Origin of the sequence: Amycolatopsis sp. WAC 04182 (assembly GCF_003947465.1) — a bacterium.
GTDB lineage: Bacteria > Actinomycetota > Actinomycetes > Mycobacteriales > Pseudonocardiaceae > Amycolatopsis.
This window is the reverse complement of record NZ_QHJJ01000001.1, coordinates 581,129-599,038: the sequence shown is the minus strand read 5'-3', so window position 1 is coordinate 599,038 and position 17,910 is coordinate 581,129. Positions and strand designations below refer to the sequence as shown.

Genomic DNA, 17,910 nt, shown 5'->3' with positions numbered 1-17,910 from the left:
CTCCCGATCCAGAGCCTCGAAGAACTCCTTCTTCAACCTCTCAAAATCCACGATCCCCGCAACTCCCTGAACCCAGGGTGTTGCGGGGATCGCTAGAACCCGCCATGAGGAGGCGGGGCCTTTTTGCGTGTCGATCATTCAGGGGTCTTCACCCACCCGACCCAGTTGAGTCGCTGACCGAAGAACAGGGTCCCGGCGGGCTCGTCGAGGCGCCGGAAGGCCGCGTTCGCCTGGTTCCCGTTCCGGAGGCCCCAGTCCTGGGGCGGCAGGGAGAAGCGCGGGACTGCCGGGGCCGGAGGTTCGAGACCGGTGACGGACGCGAGTACGGCGGCGGCGAGCAACGGAGGTACCGCGTTGCCGATCTGGTGGAAGGCGCGGGTCTGGTTACCGCGCCACGGGAAGTCCGCCGGGAACGACTGGAGGACGGCGGCCTCCTCCAGGGAGATCCGGGTACTGCCGGTGCCGTTGTCGATCCAGCGCCCGGCCTCCTTCTCCATGTGGATCTGTTTCCGCGCGCCGGAGCTGCCATTAACGTCATAGAGATGGTCAACGTATGAGGGTTAATAGGACAAGAGGGTCAGAACACCACTCTCAGTGGGGTTCTGACCCTCTTGGTTCGCTAAGTACCATCACCGCGTCCGAATGAACCTTGAGGCACATCTCCAGTGCTGGGCACTCTTTGTGAACGTGCTCCTACGCTGCCGCTTTCGTGACTTTCATGCAGAAGGACAGATATAGCGCGTAGTAGTATCCTGGGCGCAGTCTTCCGTCAAGTTTATCGAAACCGAGCTGTAGGCCAGGAGCATGTAAAAATGAATCGGGTACCTCTAGTCCGTCTGGGCTGAAATGATTGGTGAGCAGTCTATTTCTGCCAGGTACAAGATCTAGTCGAACAGCGCTGTCGGATGACAAGAGTACGACGAACCAGTATGCATCGGGATTCGCGTTTTCTGCGGTAAGCACGGCACTCGTTTCGGCTTGACCAGCTGAGCCCGTCTTCGGATCACCCACTAGGGCAGGGAAGTTAATTTTCAGTCTCAGGTTGCGAACGGTGTGTGAACCATCTTTGTCAAGGCTGTCAGCGGCCGAGTTCTCCACGAATACCTGAAATGCCAGGTAATCGCCCTCGGCTATTTTCTCGTGGTTTCTCCAGGGCGACGAGCTTTCCTTGCAGTCCTGTGCGCTGTGGCGTACGCGATAGAATGACCGTTCGTCTCCATAGAATGAATTGTCTGTTATCGAGTTAAATGTTGAATAAGTGGCAGGATGAGAAAGGGTAAATAACTGCCGAGGTGGGCCCCATCCGGGGCCGATCGCAGGTTTCGGCTGACCAGGGGGTGGAACCGGTGGAGCGAGTTCGGCAATTTCGGGCTGTTTACCGTCTGTTACCGGGCTCCAGGCATCCTCAATCGGCTTGGCCAGAACCGGTAGACCGAATGCCACCACCACCGCAACGGCGGCCAGTGCGACGCCGACCTCCCACTTGCGCCTTCTGCGCAGATAGAGCCACGCGATGACGCAGACGACGGCGATCACGCCCAAGCCGGCGAGGCTAATAAGGACAGGACGTGGCATGGCTCCCCTGATCGGCGACTAGCGCGGACGCTTCTTTAAGGGGTCGACCGCCCGACGTGTCACGTTACATTCCATGCCCCGTAGAAAGCCAGCTAGACCGGTGCGAAGTCGTAGCTCCGAGCGGCACCATTTCTCAGGCACCGTTGCGGTCGTGCCAATCGACGTGTTCGGCTACCCGGTCCACAGGGACGGCGCCGAAGCATCGGGTGCACACCCCGACCGGAATGTCCCGGACGTAGTCGTACGTCACCGGAATCTGTTCCGGGGAGATGATCGGGTTCTGGCCGGGAGCTTCGCCGCGGCGGCGAGCGGCGATGAGTTGGTCATGGAAGCGGCTCACCGGGCGGCCTCCTCGTCCGGACCTTCTTCTTGAGCGCGTCGCCTGGGCGAGCGCTCGCTCTCGCGACCGGGACGCGGCCGAGCGGGCGCTCGATGCGGTCGATGACGCCTATGAGTCGCGGTCTCCGGATATCGCCGAGCCCCCTTGGGTCTACTGGATGTCGCGGGACGAAATCGACGTCATGGCCGGGCGGGTCCTCATCGAGCTGGGCGACCCGGCGAGTGCCGCGCCCTTGCTCACCTCCGCTATCGATGGGTACGACGCGGAGCACGCGCGCGAGGTCGCGCTCTACCAGACCTGGCTCGCCGAGTCGTACGCCCGCGCGGGTGAGCTGGACGCGGCGCGCGGAGTCATCGAGCGGGCGCGGTCGACGACGGCCGCCGTGAACTCCGCTCGACTTATCCGCCGCGTCGAGGAGATTGAGCGACTCGTCAGCTAGAGCCGATCGGTGTTCGAAGCCTTCGGCGCCTCTAGTCCAGTCGGCGGCTGCTACTCCGGCGCTGCCGGCGGCTCTTCCTTCCTGCCTTCGTCGCGGTGTCCCGTCTTCAGCTTGAGGAACGGCATTCGCAACTCGAAGGGCTCGCCGTCCTTTCGCTTCCACAGAAAAAGGCTGTAGATCACGGCGCCAGTGGCGTAGATGACGATCAGCACGATCAAAGCGCAGATGAATACGCGTACGGAGATCTCTGGGAACCCGCTGAAGAACGAACCGATGGACACGTACAGCCCTCACCGCCAGCGAGTCCCGAGGTCTGCCCACCAGCCGGTTAAGGGGTGGTACGCATGCCCGCAAATCTAACGTCGGGCCAGGGCGTGGCCCTGGGTGCTACTGCGCCCCGACCTCGGGTGGCCTCATTGGTGCAGGCCAGACGGGTGCGCTGCGCCGTCGTCGTCTGACGGCGGGGTAACCGCTCGGCGCGGAGGACATACCAACGGCCGGGTGGTCTTCATTCGTTCAGGTGTTGCATTCGTTCGTATTGCTGCCTACCTCGTCGGGTAGGTCGGCTGGCCGCTCGTATCTGGTCCTGCCCCGGCGCTACCGGGGTACTGACTCTTACGCTGGGCCAAACCGTGTGGCGGAAGTCTACTACCTGCCCGAACCGAGCGGCGCCGAAGGGGCGAGAAGTATCCGGGGAGGGCGGCCGGAGGCTCTCGTCTTCATCATGGCAGCAAAAAGCCCCGACCTCTTGAGATCGGGGCTCGCGGACTGGCTCAGGACTTCTTGCCGAAGCGCTGCTGGGCGGCCTGGCGCGGCGGAGAACTGGAAGAGCTTCGCTTCCGGTTCTCCAGTGCCCAGATGGCGCCGAAATACGCCTGCCACTTCGGCAACACCTTGCCGTCGGGGCCGACGAAGTCCTTCTCCTGGGCGCCGAGGACGGCGCGCTGGGGAACGGAGAGGGCCTCGGTGGCGAGCTGGGCGAGGGTGAGCGCTCGCGCGGCGGCGTCGGTCAGGTCGATGACGTCCTGGGGTTCCGAGACGCCGTAGTGGTCGCCGACGCGAGCGCGGTTGACCAGCGGGACGACCGGGACGCGGCCGAGGTCGTGGTTATCACGGGAGACCTCGGTCCAGCCTCGGGACTCACCGCTCCAGCGCTTCTCGGCCCAGATGGTGACGTTGGGGAAGTACAGCGTCGCCTTGTCGACGACGCGGCCGTCCTCGTCCTTGTCGCGATACAGCCGGAGGGCCGCGGTGACCTCGCGGGTCTTCGGCGAGATCTCGGCGGTCATCTCCAATGGCGACTCGACCGTGATGAGTGGGGTCTCCGGGTCGTCCTCGCGGGAGCCAATGCAGATGTAGGAACGGCCGTAGACGATGGCGTCGAGGTGAGCGAGCTGGCTCTCCTCGTCGAGATTGTTGGCCTGCCAGATGCGCCAGAGGTCGGCGTCGCGCTCATGCTTGCCAGGCATCCGGAAGCCTTCGAGGTCGATGCGCTCCTCAAGGCTGTCCGCGGTGATGCGCGGCCAGTTCACGCAGACGACGAACTGGCGGAGGTCCGGCGGGATGGCGAGGCCGAGCTGTTCGAGGTGGTGGGTGCCCTCGTAGTACTCGCCGAAGCGGATGAGCTTTGCGGCGTCGCGGCGGAGCTGGCCGGCGAGCCGGTTGAGGGTTTCAAGCTCGAATTTGGACAGGGCCACTGAGTGACGCCCTACCTTCGCGTGAGGGCGCCACCGGGAAGTCACGGTGGCGCGGCGATGACGACGCGCTCGGCGTCAAGGGGGGATTGACGGTCAGGCGAGAACGAGGACCCGCCTGGACTTCGGCTTCCCCCACCCACTCGCCAGGGCGTCAGAGGCGGCCTCGTGTGCGAGCGCGGAAGCCATTGCCACGTCGATCTTTTGGTGATCGGCGGGCTTGGTGAGGACGTACTTCTGGCCGGGGACGGCCCGCTTACGAGCGTTCGCGATGTGGATCTTCGCGATGGGGCACGCATCGTGCGTGAGCCGTCCACTCGCGAGGTCGACCTCGAAGCGTCTGAGCGAGTCGTACATGGCGGCCTGTCGGTTGGTCGCCCACTCCATGACGCGCTTGTCGCCGTAGCGAAGCGACCACTCGCCGATCTCGGAGTACCAGTCGTGCGGGTCCGCGTAGAGGCGGCCGACGTTGAAGCGTGTAAACAATTCGTCGATAGCGGCGTGGACCTCGTCGCGCGGGATGGAACCGCCCCACTCGGCCGGGTTCCAGACCGTCGGGCGCCGGTCCGGGCCGTAGGTCGGCGTGAACTGCCAGCCGTCGGTGGTCTCGGCGCGGAGCGCGGTCCAGTCGTTGTTCTCGGAACCGTCGAAGCCGAGGCAGATGTACGCCCTGTCTACAGGGGATCTCTGCGAGTCCTCTGTTCTCATCCCAACGACCGTCGGGAAGCCAAGTCCCTGCCGCGTAGACGAGGCGGTTGCCAAAGAAGCGCTCCGTCTGTTGCGGGTCGACGCGGAGAAGCTCGGCGGCCTCGCCCTCGATGTCGTCGAGGTTGACCCAGGGGCTTCCGGCGTAGACGTAGCGGAGAATCCGGCGGCGCTCGGCCTTGTTACGGAAGGACAATCCCGGCGGCGCCTGGGGGAAGTCGATGAAGATGTCTTCCATTCCGGGCCCGTAAGTCCGCTGTGCCAAGGAGTTCTCGGTCGGGTCCCAGCCGTTCGTCGTCTCCCAGGCCCGGCCGCCCATGCCGGCGAGGCCGCGGCGCGGGGTCTCGGCGACCTTGAACATGCCGGTCGCCGGAACCCAGATACCCGTTTCGTCCTGCGGAACGAACGTGACGCGAGCACCGAGGCGCGAGCGTGCGTTACTCGTGACGGTGTCGATGCGGCCGTCATTGGGGAGGCGGATGAACTCTTCGCCGGTCTTGCGGATGATCTCGGCGAGCGGGCCGCCCTCGATCATGGGCCGTAGCGCGGCGTAGACGTTAGCCGTCTGCTCCTCGCTCGTCGCGGTGATCTGAATGAGCGGGGTCGGCCAATGCGTGCCCATCGGCTCGCCGGCGTTGTACAGGTAGATGAACCCGCACCCGCATCCCCAGTCGCGGCAGTCGTAGACCTCGTCGCCGGTCGCCCAGCCGTCGAGAAGTACCGGCCCGACCCCCTCGGCGCAGACGACGGAGGAAGGTGAAGGGTCCCTTGCCGCTCTTCTGCGGCCGGACGGTCTGCGAGCGGCGGTAGGCGAACGCGGAGGCGTACTGGTTGGCACGAACGCCCAGGGCGGTCCGCTTGACGCGGTAGTGGTTGAGGATGTTCCACGCCTGCCAGCCGGACAGGATGAACGGCTGGCCCTTGGAGAAGCTGTCGGGAATGACGCAGTGGGCTTCGATCCAATCGATGATCAGGAAGCCCAGCGTCGGGAAGTCGATCGGCGGGAATTCGGGGGAGGCCACCGTGTAAACGGCCTCCCTTCTGGGGTAGGCGTCCTGGGGCGGCGGCACGATCTTGAAGCGGTCGCGCGACGAAGGACGGCTCTGCACGGGCCGTGCGGCTGGAGACTTCGGGATGGGGGATGCCGTTGCGGCAGAAGAGAAATCGACGATCTTCCAGCGGAACCGGGCCAGGCCGGGCAGGGAAAGGCCGAGGTTCTCCTGGAGTTGCTTGACGAGGGTTCGCAGATTCGCGGCGGCGCCGGGGAGTTCGGCTTCGGCGAGAGAGCGCACGTAGAGCGCGACCTCGACCTCCATGCCGTTCTTCTCCCACTGGGTCGCCTGGGGAGCGACCCAAACTCGGTCCCAGTGAAGGAGTTTCGCCGGAGACGCGGGAACGGGCAGCGGCCACGGAGGGACGGGGCCGGTCCGCTCGGCGAGGATGGCCCAGTCGCCCTCGCGGTCGCGACGCAGCGCGTTTACATCGGGTGCGGGGCCGGAACGGCCACGGGCGCCACCTGAGGACACGTGAACCACCTCTCAACGTTTGCAAGTCGTGGTTATCTATCTAAACTGGTCACATGAATAGCAGTGCACCCCTTTGGTTGACCGTTTTCCTGGCCGCCATTACAAGTATTACCGCAGTGACTGCTGCGGTAATGACCACATGGCTTAATGCTAGACATAGCACTCGTCGACTTCGCTTAGAGATTGACCACCAGCAAGATCAAGAGAATCGGAAACTGTTGTTTGAGCACCGATTGGAACTCTATACTGCTATTGCGAAGTGGGCGTCGGGCTTGATGAAAAACGTTGAGGGCGCCAAGGTGCTAGGCGACGAGGATTCAGATAAGAGTACAGAGGAGAAAAAACGTGCCACGCAAGCTTTCCGTGATTCGACAGCTGAATTCAATTCCTATATCAACGAGCTTCATTTGCTGGGTTCGATGACAGTCTTGGCATGTTACATGAAATTCACTGATTTCTATGTTCGCACACTTTCATCCATGATTAATTTGATCGAAGATCCCGATTTGTCAGATCTTGAAGAAGATCACAGGAAGCTATACAATTCTCGCGTGCAGTTGCTTGCCCATATGAAAAAGGATCTGGACGTGGGCATTTCAAGGGAAACGAAACAGCCAGCAGTCCGCTAGTAAATGCGGATGTCGTCGGCGCGGAGCGGGAGCCAGGCCCGGCCGTTCCAGGCGGAAACTGTCGCCGGGCGCCAGGTTTCGCCGCTCCACACGTAGATCGGCATTGCGTTGGGGTCGTCGAACTTGAGTGTTCCGACGCTGGAGAGGTCGAGCGAGCCGGAGCCGCGGACCTCGATCGGTGTCCACACGAGTTGTCCGGCGCTGGCCAGAGTGACGCCGTCCCAGAAGTGTGGGTGTCCGTCGAGTGCGAGAGCGGGCGAGCCCGAGAGAGCGGCGTCGACCGCGCCGGTCGCCGGGACCACAATGCGGTCGGGGCGAAGGGTCAGCGTCGCCCCACCGGTCAGGCCGAGGGCGGTTACGACGGTGACGGCGGGCGCGGACAGCTCCAGCGCGCCACTTCCGGCGAACTCCAGAGGGTCGGGATAGAAGAGCACGGGCGCGGGGGAATCGAACCCCGTTCGCTGGTTTTGGAGACCAGTGCCGCGACCAATCGGCCTCGCCCGTTCGCGCCCTACGTCGTCAGGCCGACGTCTCCGCTGTGACCGCTCTCCGGGACCAGAGAGGCGCGCGACCGTCCGACCGGTGCGCGAGGTGGCGTCACCGCGCGTGGCGGGATAGGCCGGTCCTGTCTCCTTGCTCCCGGACCAGGGATCGAACCTGGGACATGCGGACTAACAGGCCGTTGCTCTGTCAACTGAGCTATCCGGGATCGGCGTGTGTCGCGGCCCCCGCAGCAGGGGATAGGGCACAATGCCGCTATGCGACCCGACCGCGCGAGTATTCGCTCCCAGGTAGCCTTCACGGCTACCTTGGCGTCGCGGGCAATGGCGTCGCTGGGGATATTCCCCCTGCAAACGCCCCTTGAGAGGGTCCTTGCTAACTCTGCCGCCTTCTTCGTGCAGCGGCAGAGGCCCATCCGTCTAGCGTTGCCAGGCTGGCCTCAACTGCGGCACCCGAAGCGTGCTGCCGGAATCCCTGTAGCGACGGCGGAGCACTCTCTCGTGCCCGCTTTCACTTTTGACGACTTATGCCGTCTTTAGTGAACTGAGCGTTCAGGACCAGCCTGTACGTCGGTTCCCGTTTGACTGCACGGGGAGCCGGGATGGATCCACAACTTGTAGCAGCACTAGGCCCCCTCGCGGTGGCGTGCCCTGTAGCGGGCGCCGTCGTCGCAGGGCTAAATGTCCTGCTCTCGAAGCTGCCGACCGTCGCTGAAGCTTACGAGCAATACTCCACGACGAGGTGGAAGAAAAAGCTGCGGAAGTTGGCAACCAGCTCGAAGGCAACCCCCGAACTCATCGAATTCGCGCGGTCGGCACTTAAGGACTTAGAACAGTCAGCGAGTACCGCCGAGACGGGGGTTACGGGAGGCGATCCTCCGGTCACGCCGCCGAGAACCATGCGGCGAAATAGATGGCTGAGGTGGAAGCCTGACTAACTAAGCGAAGAGGAAGGCCCCGCCGGGCGCTCAACTCCGGGTAGCAGGCGGAGGAGCGCACTCGGCGGGGCGGCGGTCGGCTACGGGGATTGCGCACTGCCGATCGCAGAGCCTCCGGACCGGTCCGCGGCGCCCCCAAGGGCTCGCGTCGGCGGACCCAGAAGGTCCGGGCTCTCTACCTAGGAGATCGGCGAACGCGGTGACTCATGGACACGCTAGATCGGCGTTGGAGGCGCTTAGTCCTCCGGTGGGTGCGTTGATTTACGTGCATCCGGGTCCTTTCGAAATGTATTGATCAGGGCTGTTAGGCCAACGAAGCCTCCAGCGCCTGCGAGCCATGGCCCGGCGATGTACGCCAGGGCAATGACAGTTGCGAGAATGGCTATTAGCGCGGCGAGAACCCAGCCGAGGCCGACCTTATCCGGGAGTCGCGCCAGTAGCTTCTCGACAATGCGGACTGGCTCAGGGGGACCGGGCTCCGATGAAGGGGACGGGTTGTGCGGCGGGGTCATGGCGACGATGGTTAACCGCCTGAGTGGTACGCGCCACCCGCATGATCGGGAATTTTGTGATGGCCGTCACGGCGACGATGAAACGCTGTATAGACCCGATGCGACACATGTAAGGCGGAAGCATGCCCGCCGAAGGTCGTCCAGTCTTGGCCTGCAGGAATCTGAAGGCTGCCTCCCTCTGATCTCTAACTGTGACTGTTGTCACACTCCGCCTGGCTCGGGTATGTGGTCGACCCAGGCATTAGCGTCGGCAGGCTCGGCAAACGGACTGGAGACCGTCCGGGCGCGCGGCGTTCCGGCCGAACTCGGCGACCGGCTTCTCCACGCGGCATGACGGGCACCGCTTCGCCTCCCGGATGATCCGGGGAGCGTTGGCAGCCTCGGCGGCCAGGAATGCGCGGCCCTTCTCCGTCGGCCAGGCGAAGGCGGGCGAACTGCCGTACTCGATGTAGTCCTGGTCCGCCATGCGGTAGAGCTTCGCGAGCGCCACCTTCGGCGGGAAGCCGTCGTGGATCAGCCGCGCGAGCACCCCAGGCACGCGCGGAGCGGCTCGGCGGCCAATTCCGACGCGTACGCGAGGACCAGGGTGAGCGGGACGTGCTTGCGCTGGATCATCGGCCCACCCGCTCGACGCGGTTGCCGAGGATGAGGAAGCCGAACGCCACCCGGACGACGATGAGGTCCCACTCGGTCATCGAGCCGTAGCGCTCGAAGTTCGCGAGTCCGATGTCCAGGAGGCGGTCAGCGATTGCGTGGCAGAAGGCGGCGAGCCGCTTGGCAGAGTTATGGACGAGGGGCTTCATGTCCTGGAGATCTGCGAAGCGGCGCCGCCGTGCTCATGCGGCCTTCACGACGGCGAGGCCGTGGCGGTAGGTCTCGTCGGTCTCTCCCAACACGGTCGGCGGGTTCACGATCATGACTACTCGGCGCGGGTCCCACACCTTCGAGCCGTGGTTATCCGGTGCCGATCGGTGGACGATGATGGCGGCGTAGTTCGCGCGGAGGAGGTCCCGGCGGGCCTCCGGGTTTTCTGCCGTCGATTCCCAGACTTCACGCATCGTGCGGCCGGTCTCCGTGATCCGCTCGTTCAGCACGCGCGGAGCGTTCAGGGCGGCTTCCCGCCGGGCCTGGGCGTTCTGGAGCGCCTCGAATGCCTCCGCCGTCGCATTCACCGACAAGGCGGCGACGGCCTCGTCAGCGGCGGCGATCTCGGCCGCGCCACTCATCTACCGACGCTTCACGTACTCCGGCCGGTCGCCGAACATGCGGAGAAACTCCGCCTCGACGTGCGCGTCCAGGCGCGAGGAAGCGACGTAGGGAGGGTAAGGGCATCCGCTGGTGCTGTTGCTGCGGCAGAAGTACATCCCTCGTCCGCCGTTGTGCGTCTGGGAGAAGGCGAGCAGTCGCCCACAAGACGCACACGTCGCGACTCCCGAAAGCCATCGGTTCGAGCGACGGCCGCCAGTCGTCTGTCTACTGAGTGACCGGCCTGGTCGCTGGAGCCGAAGCTCGGCGGCCTCGTCGACCATCGCGCGGATCGTGCATGACTCGTCCTCCGTGAGGATGGCCGGAATCCGCACAAAGTCTCCGTCTGAGTCGACGACCCGCCGCTTCAGTCCGTTCACGGTCCGGACGACGTAACCAGCCTGGGGCGCTCCGGTAAGGATCTTGCGGATGGTGGTCGTCGACTACGCCTTCGCCTTGTGCGGCGGGTGACCCTCCGGTGAGTTGAGCCAGCGCGTGACAGCGCCCCAGCTCGCACCGCAAAGGATGCGGTCCGCGGCCTCGCGGACAACTCGGGCCTCTTCCGGGTGATGCTCCAGGACGTAGCCCTTGTCGTCTTCGGCCTTGACTGGTCGGAAGCCGTAGGGGATGACCCCGCCAGACCAGCGCCCGGCCGCGCGGGCTCGTCGATGACGTGCGGCGCTCCGGTCGCGCATCCGCTCGCGCTCGGCGCGGGCGATCTCGGCCTGGAGCACGAACTGGAGGCGGAAGGAGGTCTCGTCGCCGTCGGAGTCGAGACCCTTTGTGTCGACAAGCCGGGCGGGCGTACGAATGACCTTGCCGGTGACCGAGTCCTTGCCCTCGATCGCATCGAGGATGAGAGCGGCGACGTTTACACCCTCTCGGGTGAGCCGGTCCACGTGCCAGGCCACCAGGGTGTCGACCTGGCACGTGCGGACGTCTTCCAGCCATTTCATGAACTCCGGCCGGTCGCGCACCGCGCCGGAGATGCCATCGTCGATGTGGATTGCGACGACCATGAGGCCCAGCTACTCACAGAGCGCGATGCAGTCCTGGACCATGCCGTTCTTGGACAGGTTCGAGCCATCGGCCGCGACGGACAGACGGATGTACAGGGATGCTGTCCTGGGCGGAGCGGCGGGCAGGGAGTAGCGGCTTGCCAACGGAAGACCTCCTCGGTGCGACGGGAGTCGCTCCAAGGCGAGATCTGCGGGGTCTGGGCTCAATTACCCATACGGCAAATTTCGAGGGCAGCTGGGATCAAGTGATGGACGTCGTGAAACGCGCCGTCGAGGCAGCGGGCGAGGGCTCGTCCCGCGTCGGGCTGGTGCTCAAGGCCGACATCCGGCCGGGCTACGAAGGGCAGCTGACCGCGAAGGTGGAGCGCGTCGAGAAGCACCTGAGCGCATGAGTCAGGGGAGTGGCGGGGTGAACGAGACCAGCCACAGCTCGTCCTTGACCGCGATGGCCACCGGATAACCGAAGGACCTGCCGTCGCCCAGTTTCCCGCTGACGGTCGCCGAAGTCGGCGCGAGATCGTCCGGGGCGAACTTCACCGTGACGTCGTGGGCGCCACGGCCTGCCAGCGCGTCGATATAGGACTTCGCGAAGTCGTCCGCCGAGGCGGGCGGGTAGTCGATGAGTTCGGAGAGGGCCTCGACGTCGTGTTCGTTGAGCGCGGCGGTGAGGCCCTCCCGGAGTTGCCCGGGACTGGCGACACCGGGATCGGGCTGATGGGCGATCAGGACCGTGATGACGCTCACCCAGGTGACGGCGATGGCGATCGCGACGGCCACCGTGGCCGTCCTGCGTGTCGGAATGTCGATCACCCCCTCGTGGCGAGCCTGCCGGAACGCGATCGTCCTGCCAAGCGGGCAGCCGGGGGCATGCGGTGAAACGCTCGGGGATGCGTGCCAGGATGGAACCGTGACACACCCACGCGGATCAGCATCGAAGACGGCGGCCCTCTCCGCCGCGCTTTCCGGCGCGGTCGACCTTTCCGCGCTCAAGGCGCGTGCCGAGGCGCCCCAGAAACAGCCTCCTGCCCCACCTCGTCCGGCAGACGGTGCAGCCCCCGCCACGGCGGGCGCCGTGATCGACGTCACCGAGGCGACCTTCCAGGCCGAGGTCGTCGAGCGCTCCCTGCAGCAGCTGGTGGTCGTCGACCTGTGGGCCGAATGGTGCGGCCCGTGCAAACAGCTCAGCCCGGTGCTGGAGCGCCTCGCCGCCGAGTCCGGCGGTGCCTGGGTGCTCGCGAAGGTGGACGTCGACGCCAACCCGCGCATCGCGCAGCTCTTCGGCGCGCAGTCCATCCCGACGGTCATCGCCATCGGCGGCGGCCAGCCGGTCGACGCGTTCTCGGGCGCGCTGCCCGAACCCGAGATCCGCAAGTGGCTCGGCTCGCTGCTCGACGCGCTGCGCGACCGGCTGCCCGGCATCAAGGCCGCCGAGCAGAACGGCGGCGGTGTCGAGGTGCCGGAGGACCCGCGGTTCACCGAGGCCGAAGAAGCCTTCGAACGCGGTGACTTCGCCGCGGCGCAGGCGGCCTACGAGCGCATCCTCGACGTCGAGCCGGCGAACGAAGAGGCCAAGACCGCGCTCGCGCAGGTCAAGTTCACCGCGCGCGCCGAGGCCGCCGGCCCGGACGCGATCGCGAAGGCCGACGCGAACCCGGCCGACCTCGACGCCCAGCTCGCCGCCGCCGACCTCGAAGTCGCTGGGCAGCAGCCCGAGGCGGGCTTCGCGCGGCTGATCGCCGTCGTGCGGCGTACCGCGGGCGACGAGCGCAACAAGGTGCGGGAGCACCTGGTGGCGCTGTTCGACCTGTTCGACTCGGCGGACGAGCGCGTCATGAAGGCGCGACGGGATCTGGCGAGCGCGCTCTACTGAGGTTTCGTTCGGTACATGAAGGCCCCCTTCCTTGCACCAGGCGCAAGGAAGGGGGCCTTCATGTACTCAGGCGGCGGTCACGCGTGTCTGGACGGACGACTCGCGTGATCAGACGGACGACACGCGCGCGGAGCCGGCCGCGCGGGTGTCGTCCCTCCAGACACGCGTGTCGTCCACCTGATCACGCGAGTCGTCCCATCCGTCACGCGCAACGGCCACTTGCGTCGCGGGAGCCCGGAGCACGAGCCTGTGTGCTCGCGGGGCAGGTCTCGCAACCCCTGATGCTATGAAAGGCCCCTTCATTGCGAAATTCGCAATGAAGGGGCCTTTCATGTCACTTCAGGGAGCCGTGACCGGACCGATCAGCCGTACTGGGTCGAGCAGACCGACGAGCTCTCCAGGTAGCCCTTCCGCAGCGCCTCGACCCGCTCGAAACCGTTGTCCACGCGCTTGCCGTTGACGTCGGCCGAGACGAGGCTCTCCGGGCTCAGCAGGTCCGAGATGGCCTCGTCGAGGTCGCCGGCCGAGAGCCGCAGCGTCGCGCCGGGCACGGTGCTGGCCTTCGCCCAAGCGCCGACCAGGCAGGCGGTGCGCAGTCCCGCGTTCGCGTTGTCGATCGACGCGCCGACACCCTTCTGGATGCCCATCGCGTACCGGGACGCGATTTCCGAGAACGCGGCGAAGTCGCCCTTGCCCTCGCTGTGCCCGCTTTCCCATTCCGCCTGCTGGTCGACCGGCTGGGCGAGCTCGCGCAGCTTGGCCATGTCGATGCTGACGGTGTTGTTCGACGGGCAGTACGACGCGGGCGGGGTGCTGGGGCCGCCGGGGCAGCTGCCGTTGCCGTCCTCGGTGATCTCCGGGCCGGGGACGCCGGCGCCCTCGAAGGCCTTGTCCAGGCTCTTCTTCAGGATCCCGATGACCTCGGCATTGAACTTCGAGTCGCCCTTGCCCTTGTCACCCTTGTCGAACGGGCGCTCGGTGATCCGCGCCTTGATGTTCTCCTCGTTCATCGCCGCGCATTCCTTCGGGCCCTTCTCGAACCCGACCTGGAACGCGTACGTGCGGTCGAACGCCGTGCCGTGCGCGCCCTGTTTGGTCGCGCTGGTGCCCGCCTGGTCGCGGATCAGGAACAGCGACGCCATGACCTGGTTGAGGCCTTCGGACGTGGAGACGCGGTAGAACTTGCTCTTGTCCTCGGCGACCCAGCGGAAGTAGCCGCCGGCGAAGCAGTCGGCCTGCTGCTCCTTGACGATCGACGGGGTGTTCTTCTTGATGCTGGCCTTCTCGCCGAGCCGGTACTGCACGGCGTGCCCGAGTTCGTGCGAGAGCACGACGGCGCCCGCCATCTTCCCGAACCGTTCGCGCAGCATGGGCAGCAGCACGCCGCGGTCCCACGCCACCAGGTCACCCGGCGGGCAGTAGAACGCGTTGACGAGCTTCTTGACGCTCCCGCATTCGGTCTCTTCGTTGTCGGTCTTCGCGCTGTAGGACAGCAGCGCCTTCAGCGGCTCGTACGGCTGCCCGAAGTCGCGCGGCATGACCTCGGTCCAGTAGGCCTGCGAGTCGGCGATCGCGGCGATGGCGAGCTGGTCGTCTTCGGAGCCGTCCTCGTTGCGGACCTGCAGGTCCGGCTTGGGCGCGTTCGGCTTCAGCCCGCTCTCGAAATGCGTGACCGGCAGACCGGCGATGTCACCGGCGCCCGGCTGGCTGCCCTGCTGGCCGGTCGAGCCTCCCTTGTCGCTGCAAGCGCTCAGCCCGAGGGCCAGCACCGTCGCGACCGCGATCAGAGCCGGGCGTCGATAGCCCCGCGCTCCCCCTTGGATCATGTTCACTCGCTTGTCGTCAGGGCCCCGACCGGGCCGCGTACTCCGGCAAGCAGGGACCCTACCCAGCGCTTATGGGCCGCGTGCAGGTAATCCCCGAAGTGGGTCTTGAGCGGGGCGGGGGCGCTGCCGATATGGTCGCTCCTCATGAGAGCAGTCCGCCGGTTCACCGTCCGCGCGAGCCTGCCGGAGGCGCTCTCCGGCCTCGGTGACCTCGCCACGAATCTGCGCTGGACCTGGCATCCGCCCACGCGCGACCTGTTCGCGTCGATGGACGCGGAGCTGTTCAACCGCGTCCGCGACCCGCTGCGGATGCTCACCGCCCTGCCGCCGGCCCGGCTCGACGAGCTCGCCGTCGACGACGCGTTCCTCGCCCACGCGCGTGAGGCGGTCGCCGATCTGGAGCGCTATCTCGCCGAGCCGCGCTGGTACCAGAAGCAGGACGACGCCGACCTCCCGCCCGCCGTCGCGTACTTCTCGATGGAGTTCGGGGTCACCGAGGCGCTGCCGAACTACTCCGGCGGCCTCGGCGTGCTCGCCGGGGACCACCTCAAGGCGGCGTCGGACCTCGGCGTGCCGATGGTCGGTGTCGGGTTGCTCTACCGCGCCGGGTACTTCCGGCAGGCGCTGTCGCTCGACGGCTGGCAGGTCGAGCACTACCCGGTGATCGACCCGAACGCCTTCCCTCTGGAACTGGTGACCGACGGCGGCAAGCCGGTGCTGGTCGACGTCGCGATGCCCGCCGGGCGCACGCTGCACGCGCAGATCTGGAAGGCCCGCGTCGGCCGGATCCCGCTGCTGCTCCTGGACACCGACACCGAGGCCAACGACGAAGACCTGCGCGCGGTCACCGACCGGCTGTACGGCGGCGACGCGGACCATCGCATCCGCCAGGAGATCCTGGCCGGGATCGGCGGCTTCCGCGCGGTGCGGCGCTACTGCGAGCTGACCGGGCATCCGCAGCCGAAGGTGTTCCACACCAACGAAGGCCACGCCGGATTCCTCGGGCTGGAACGTGCCCGCGAGATCATCCAGGCCGACGGGCTGGCGTTCGACGAGGCGCTGCCCGCCGTCCGCGCCGGCACCGTGTTCACCACGCACACCCCGGTCAGCGCCGGGATCGACCGGTTCCCCGTCGATCTCGTCCAGCGGTACTTCACCGACGGCAGGCTGGTCCCGGACGTCGACCCGCGCCGCGTGCTCGCGCTCGGCGCGGAGGACAACCCGGGCCTGTTCAACATGGCGCATATGGGACTGCGGCTCGCCCAGCGCGCGAACGGCGTCTCCGCGCTGCACGGCCGGGTGTCGCGGCGGATGTTCTCGCGGCTGTGGCCCGGGTTCGACTTCGACGAGGTGCCCGTCTCGTCGGTCACCAACGGCGTCCACGGGCCGACCTGGGTGGCCCGCGAGCTGAGCGCGCTGCTCGGGCGCAACCACGAGGAGCTGGGGCTCGACGGCGCACAGGGCAAGCCGCTGCGGGACGGCGTCAGCGACGAACAGTTGTGGGCGCTGCGGCGGGAACTGCGGGAGAAGCTGGTCGCCGAGGTGCGGCGCCGGGTGCGGGCCGCGTGGATGCAGCGCGGCGCGTCCGCGCTCGAACTCGGGTGGACTGACACGGTCTTCGATCCGGACGTGCTGACCGTCGGCTTCGCGCGCCGCGTGCCGACGTACAAGCGGCTCACGCTGATGCTGCGCGACCCGGAGCGCCTGCGCGCGCTGCTGCTGGACGAGCGGCGCCCGATCCAGCTCGTCGTCGCGGGCAAATCGCATCCGGCCGACGAGGGCGGCAAGCAGCTGATCCAGCAGATCGTCCGGTTCGTCGACGATCCCGAGGTGCGGCGCCGCATCGTCTTCCTGCCGGACTACGACATGTCCATGGCGCGCTACCTCTACCGCGGCTGCGACGTCTGGCTGAACACGCCGGTGCGGCAGCTGGAGGCGTGCGGCACCTCGGGGATGAAGTCCGCGCTCAACGGCGGTCTCAACCTGTCCATCCGCGACGGCTGGTGGGACGAGTGCTACGACGGCAGCAACGGCTGGGCGATCCCGACCGCGGACGGCGTCACCGACCCGCTGCGCCGCGACGAACTGGAGGCCGCGGCGCTCTACGACCTGCTGGGCCACCAGATCGCGCCGCTGTTCTACGACCGCGGCGCCGACGGCGTGCCCGGCGGCTGGATGTCGATGGTGTGGCACACGCTGGAGACCCTCGGGCCGCGCGTGCAGGCCGCGCGGATGGTGCGGGAGTACGTCGAATCGGGTTATCTGCCCGCCTCGCGCATGGTCGCCGAAGCCACGGGCGACGGTTACCGCGGCGCGCTGTCGCTGGCGGACTACCGGACCAAATTGGACGTCGCCTGGCCGCGGGTGCGGATCTTCGACACCGAACTGCTCGTCGAGGACTCCGCGCCGATGGTCACCGGGACCGAGGTGACCATCCGGGCGCGGATCGACCTCGCCGGGCTCGAACCGTCCGAAGTGGACGTCCAGGCCGTCGTCGGGAAGGTGGGTGACGGGGACGAACTGAGCGACCCCGTCACCGTTCCGATGTCGGGCGACGGGATCGGCGCGTTCGCGGCGCGGCTGAAACTGCCGCATCCCGGCTCCATCGGTTACACCGTCCGCGTGCTGCCGAAACACCGGCTGCTGGCCACCCCGGCGGAACTGGCCAGGGTCGTCCACGCCTGAATCACCTCAGGAACGGCGCACCGGTGCCCTGCGGGTACCGGTGCGCCGAGACGTATCCGGCGTACCGCGCGTATTCCCATGCCTGGGCGAAGTGGACGAGTTCCGCCTGGCGACGCTGATGCCACCGTGCCGAAACCAGCCAGCCCGCCCCGGCGCCGAGCAGCGCCGCCAGTCCGACGATCACGACGAGTTCCATTCCGTGCTCCTGATTCCCGGCCGCTCGATCAGCGGCTGTCGTTTCGACGCTAAGCGGAGTGATCGTCTTCGCGCATCCTCCGCCGGATCTTGGCCAGGAAGTGGTCAGGAGACGTACGTACGGTTTTCGTTTGCCACGGATTCGCCACCCGCGCGCCTTGTCAATTCGGTGGCGAACAAAAGGCGAAAGCGCGCCCGATGGTGGCCGAAAA

21 protein-coding genes, 2 tRNA genes and 1 pseudogene are annotated in these 17,910 nt (G+C 66.4%); 5 read left to right on the top strand and 19 right to left on the bottom strand.

The genetic code is table 11. The annotated features are described in order from the left end of the window. Positions 1-134 precede the first annotated feature (134 nt). The 3 genes from DMH01_RS42920 to DMH01_RS02910 all read right to left on the bottom strand — a co-directional run bounded on the left by DMH01_RS42920 (position 135) and on the right by DMH01_RS02910 (position 1,915). Positions 135-497: a DNA cytosine methyltransferase gene (locus DMH01_RS42920; RefSeq protein WP_199745345.1), complete on the bottom strand. Its 363-nt coding sequence runs from the start codon at positions 495-497 to the stop codon at positions 135-137. 196 nt (positions 498-693) lie between these two features. Beyond that, positions 694-1,542: a hypothetical protein gene (locus DMH01_RS02915; protein ID WP_125673566.1), complete on the bottom strand. Its 849-nt coding sequence runs from the start codon at positions 1,540-1,542 to the stop codon at positions 694-696. Positions 1,543-1,708: 166 nt separating this feature from the next. After that, positions 1,709-1,915 carry a hypothetical protein gene (locus DMH01_RS02910; RefSeq protein ID WP_125673565.1) on the bottom strand — a complete coding sequence of 69 codons (207 nt, stop codon included), beginning with the start codon at positions 1,913-1,915 and terminating at the stop codon, positions 1,709-1,711. Positions 1,916-2,072: 157 nt separating this feature from the next. Between DMH01_RS02910 and DMH01_RS02905 the strand changes: the two genes are divergently transcribed. Then, positions 2,073-2,354, top strand: a complete 282-nt coding sequence (locus tag DMH01_RS02905; RefSeq protein ID WP_233621382.1) for a hypothetical protein — start codon at positions 2,073-2,075, stop codon at positions 2,352-2,354. A 50-nt stretch (positions 2,355-2,404) separates the two neighbouring features. Here the strand turns inward: DMH01_RS02905 and DMH01_RS02900 are convergent, their stop codons facing one another. The 4 genes from DMH01_RS02900 to DMH01_RS42910 all read right to left on the bottom strand — a co-directional run bounded on the left by DMH01_RS02900 (position 2,405) and on the right by DMH01_RS42910 (position 6,069). After that, a complete protein-coding gene (locus DMH01_RS02900) occupies positions 2,405-2,635 on the bottom strand; it encodes a hypothetical protein (protein ID WP_125673564.1) in 231 nt (76 codons plus the stop codon). A 492-nt stretch (positions 2,636-3,127) separates the two neighbouring features. Beyond that, a complete protein-coding gene (locus DMH01_RS02895; protein ID WP_158633182.1) occupies positions 3,128-4,051 on the bottom strand; it encodes a phage portal protein in 924 nt (307 codons plus the stop codon). A 93-nt stretch (positions 4,052-4,144) separates the two neighbouring features. Continuing rightward, the gene (locus tag DMH01_RS42915) at positions 4,145-4,756 is read right to left on the bottom strand and encodes a hypothetical protein (RefSeq protein ID WP_199745344.1); all 612 of its coding nucleotides are present in this window, start codon (positions 4,754-4,756) and stop codon (positions 4,145-4,147) included. A gap of 554 nt (positions 4,757-5,310) precedes the next feature. Continuing rightward, positions 5,311-6,069, bottom strand: a complete 759-nt coding sequence (locus tag DMH01_RS42910) for a hypothetical protein (RefSeq protein WP_199745343.1) — start codon at positions 6,067-6,069, stop codon at positions 5,311-5,313. 263 nt (positions 6,070-6,332) lie between these two features. Here DMH01_RS42910 and DMH01_RS02885 point away from each other — a divergent pair, with 263 nt between their 5' ends. Next, on the top strand, positions 6,333-6,908 hold the full coding sequence (locus DMH01_RS02885; RefSeq protein WP_125673562.1) for a hypothetical protein: 576 nt from the start codon (positions 6,333-6,335) through the stop codon (positions 6,906-6,908). On the opposite strand, the gene DMH01_RS02880 is transcribed toward DMH01_RS02885, so the two are convergent. The 9 genes from DMH01_RS02880 to DMH01_RS43495 all read right to left on the bottom strand — a co-directional run bounded on the left by DMH01_RS02880 (position 6,905) and on the right by DMH01_RS43495 (position 11,266). Next, complete coding sequence (locus DMH01_RS02880; protein WP_125673561.1) at positions 6,905-7,342, bottom strand: hypothetical protein; 438 nt, start codon at positions 7,340-7,342, stop codon at positions 6,905-6,907. The genes DMH01_RS02885 and DMH01_RS02880 overlap by 4 nt on opposite strands. Continuing rightward, positions 7,340-7,412: transfer RNA gene (locus DMH01_RS42635), tRNA-Trp, on the bottom strand. Before DMH01_RS42635 ends, DMH01_RS02880 begins: the two co-directional genes overlap by 3 nt. A 132-nt stretch (positions 7,413-7,544) precedes the next feature. Then, positions 7,545-7,617, bottom strand: a tRNA-Asn gene (locus DMH01_RS02875). A 1,482-nt stretch (positions 7,618-9,099) separates the two neighbouring features. Beyond that, entirely contained in the window at positions 9,100-9,396 is a 297-nt protein-coding gene (locus tag DMH01_RS02870; protein ID WP_125673560.1) for a hypothetical protein, read from the bottom strand. 73 nt (positions 9,397-9,469) lie between these two features. Then, positions 9,470-9,661, bottom strand: coding sequence for a hypothetical protein (locus tag DMH01_RS02865; protein ID WP_125673559.1), 192 nt, complete (start codon positions 9,659-9,661; stop codon positions 9,470-9,472). 33 nt (positions 9,662-9,694) lie between these two features. Then, a complete protein-coding gene (locus tag DMH01_RS02860; RefSeq protein WP_125673558.1) occupies positions 9,695-10,084 on the bottom strand; it encodes a hypothetical protein in 390 nt (129 codons plus the stop codon). After that, positions 10,085-10,387: a zinc ribbon domain-containing protein gene (locus DMH01_RS43635; protein WP_370323349.1), complete on the bottom strand. Its 303-nt coding sequence runs from the start codon at positions 10,385-10,387 to the stop codon at positions 10,085-10,087. It abuts the gene before it with no gap. A 159-nt stretch (positions 10,388-10,546) separates the two neighbouring features. After that, positions 10,547-11,122, bottom strand: coding sequence for a recombinase family protein (locus DMH01_RS02850; RefSeq protein ID WP_125673556.1), 576 nt, complete (start codon positions 11,120-11,122; stop codon positions 10,547-10,549). Between the two features lie 9 nt (positions 11,123-11,131). Next, on the bottom strand, positions 11,132-11,266 hold the full coding sequence (locus DMH01_RS43495) for a hypothetical protein (RefSeq protein WP_255431988.1): 135 nt from the start codon (positions 11,264-11,266) through the stop codon (positions 11,132-11,134). Between the two features lie 77 nt (positions 11,267-11,343). Here DMH01_RS43495 and DMH01_RS02845 point away from each other — a divergent pair. Then, positions 11,344-11,514: pseudogene (locus DMH01_RS02845) on the top strand (MTH1187 family thiamine-binding protein); the annotation flags it as partial. A 1-nt stretch (position 11,515) separates the two neighbouring features. Here the strand turns inward: DMH01_RS02845 and DMH01_RS02840 are convergent. Beyond that, positions 11,516-11,932 carry a hypothetical protein gene (locus DMH01_RS02840; protein ID WP_125673555.1) on the bottom strand — a complete coding sequence of 139 codons (417 nt, stop codon included), beginning with the start codon at positions 11,930-11,932 and terminating at the stop codon, positions 11,516-11,518. A gap of 97 nt (positions 11,933-12,029) precedes the next feature. Here DMH01_RS02840 and DMH01_RS02835 point away from each other — a divergent pair, with 97 nt between their 5' ends. Then, on the top strand, positions 12,030-12,992 hold the full coding sequence (locus tag DMH01_RS02835) for a tetratricopeptide repeat protein (RefSeq protein ID WP_125673554.1): 963 nt from the start codon (positions 12,030-12,032) through the stop codon (positions 12,990-12,992). A 362-nt stretch (positions 12,993-13,354) separates the two neighbouring features. On the opposite strand, the gene DMH01_RS02830 is transcribed toward DMH01_RS02835, so the two are convergent. Further along, positions 13,355-14,818 carry a neutral zinc metallopeptidase gene (locus DMH01_RS02830; protein WP_199745342.1) on the bottom strand — a complete coding sequence of 488 codons (1,464 nt, stop codon included), beginning with the start codon at positions 14,816-14,818 and terminating at the stop codon, positions 13,355-13,357. A 144-nt stretch (positions 14,819-14,962) separates the two neighbouring features. Here DMH01_RS02830 and glgP point away from each other — a divergent pair, with 144 nt between their 5' ends. After that, positions 14,963-17,503, top strand: a complete 2,541-nt coding sequence (gene glgP, locus DMH01_RS02825) for an alpha-glucan family phosphorylase (protein ID WP_125673552.1) — start codon at positions 14,963-14,965, stop codon at positions 17,501-17,503. A 1-nt stretch (position 17,504) separates the two neighbouring features. Here glgP and DMH01_RS02820 read toward each other — a convergent pair whose 3' ends face one another. Beyond that, entirely contained in the window at positions 17,505-17,699 is a 195-nt protein-coding gene (locus DMH01_RS02820) for a hypothetical protein (protein ID WP_125673551.1), read from the bottom strand. Between the last annotated feature and the right edge of the window lie 211 nt (positions 17,700-17,910).

Bases quoted from the DNA above. Each gene is read 5' to 3' on its own strand.
- DMH01_RS02865 (WP_125673559.1), bottom strand. From the start codon at position 9,661: ATGAAGCCCCTCGTCCATAACTCTGCCAAGCGGCTCGCCGCCTTCTGC.
- DMH01_RS02885 (WP_125673562.1), top strand. From the start codon at position 6,333: ATGAATAGCAGTGCACCCCTTTGGTTGACCGTTTTCCTGGCCGCCATT.
- DMH01_RS42915 (WP_199745344.1), bottom strand. From the start codon at position 4,756: ATGAGAACAGAGGACTCGCAGAGATCCCCTGTAGACAGGGCGTACATC.
- DMH01_RS42920 (WP_199745345.1), bottom strand. From the start codon at position 497: ATGGAGAAGGAGGCCGGGCGCTGGATCGACAACGGCACCGGCAGTACC.
- glgP (WP_125673552.1), top strand. From the start codon at position 14,963: ATGAGAGCAGTCCGCCGGTTCACCGTCCGCGCGAGCCTGCCGGAGGCG.
- DMH01_RS02820 (WP_125673551.1), bottom strand. From the start codon at position 17,699: ATGGAACTCGTCGTGATCGTCGGACTGGCGGCGCTGCTCGGCGCCGGG.
- DMH01_RS02830 (WP_199745342.1), bottom strand. From the start codon at position 14,818: ATGATCCAAGGGGGAGCGCGGGGCTATCGACGCCCGGCTCTGATCGCG.
- DMH01_RS02905 (WP_233621382.1), top strand. From the start codon at position 2,073: ATGTCGCGGGACGAAATCGACGTCATGGCCGGGCGGGTCCTCATCGAG.
- DMH01_RS02850 (WP_125673556.1), bottom strand. From the start codon at position 11,122: ATGGTCGTCGCAATCCACATCGACGATGGCATCTCCGGCGCGGTGCGC.
- DMH01_RS02860 (WP_125673558.1), bottom strand. From the start codon at position 10,084: ATGAGTGGCGCGGCCGAGATCGCCGCCGCTGACGAGGCCGTCGCCGCC.
- DMH01_RS43635 (WP_370323349.1), bottom strand. From the start codon at position 10,387: ATGGTCGACGAGGCCGCCGAGCTTCGGCTCCAGCGACCAGGCCGGTCA.
- DMH01_RS42910 (WP_199745343.1), bottom strand. From the start codon at position 6,069: ATGGAGGTCGAGGTCGCGCTCTACGTGCGCTCTCTCGCCGAAGCCGAA.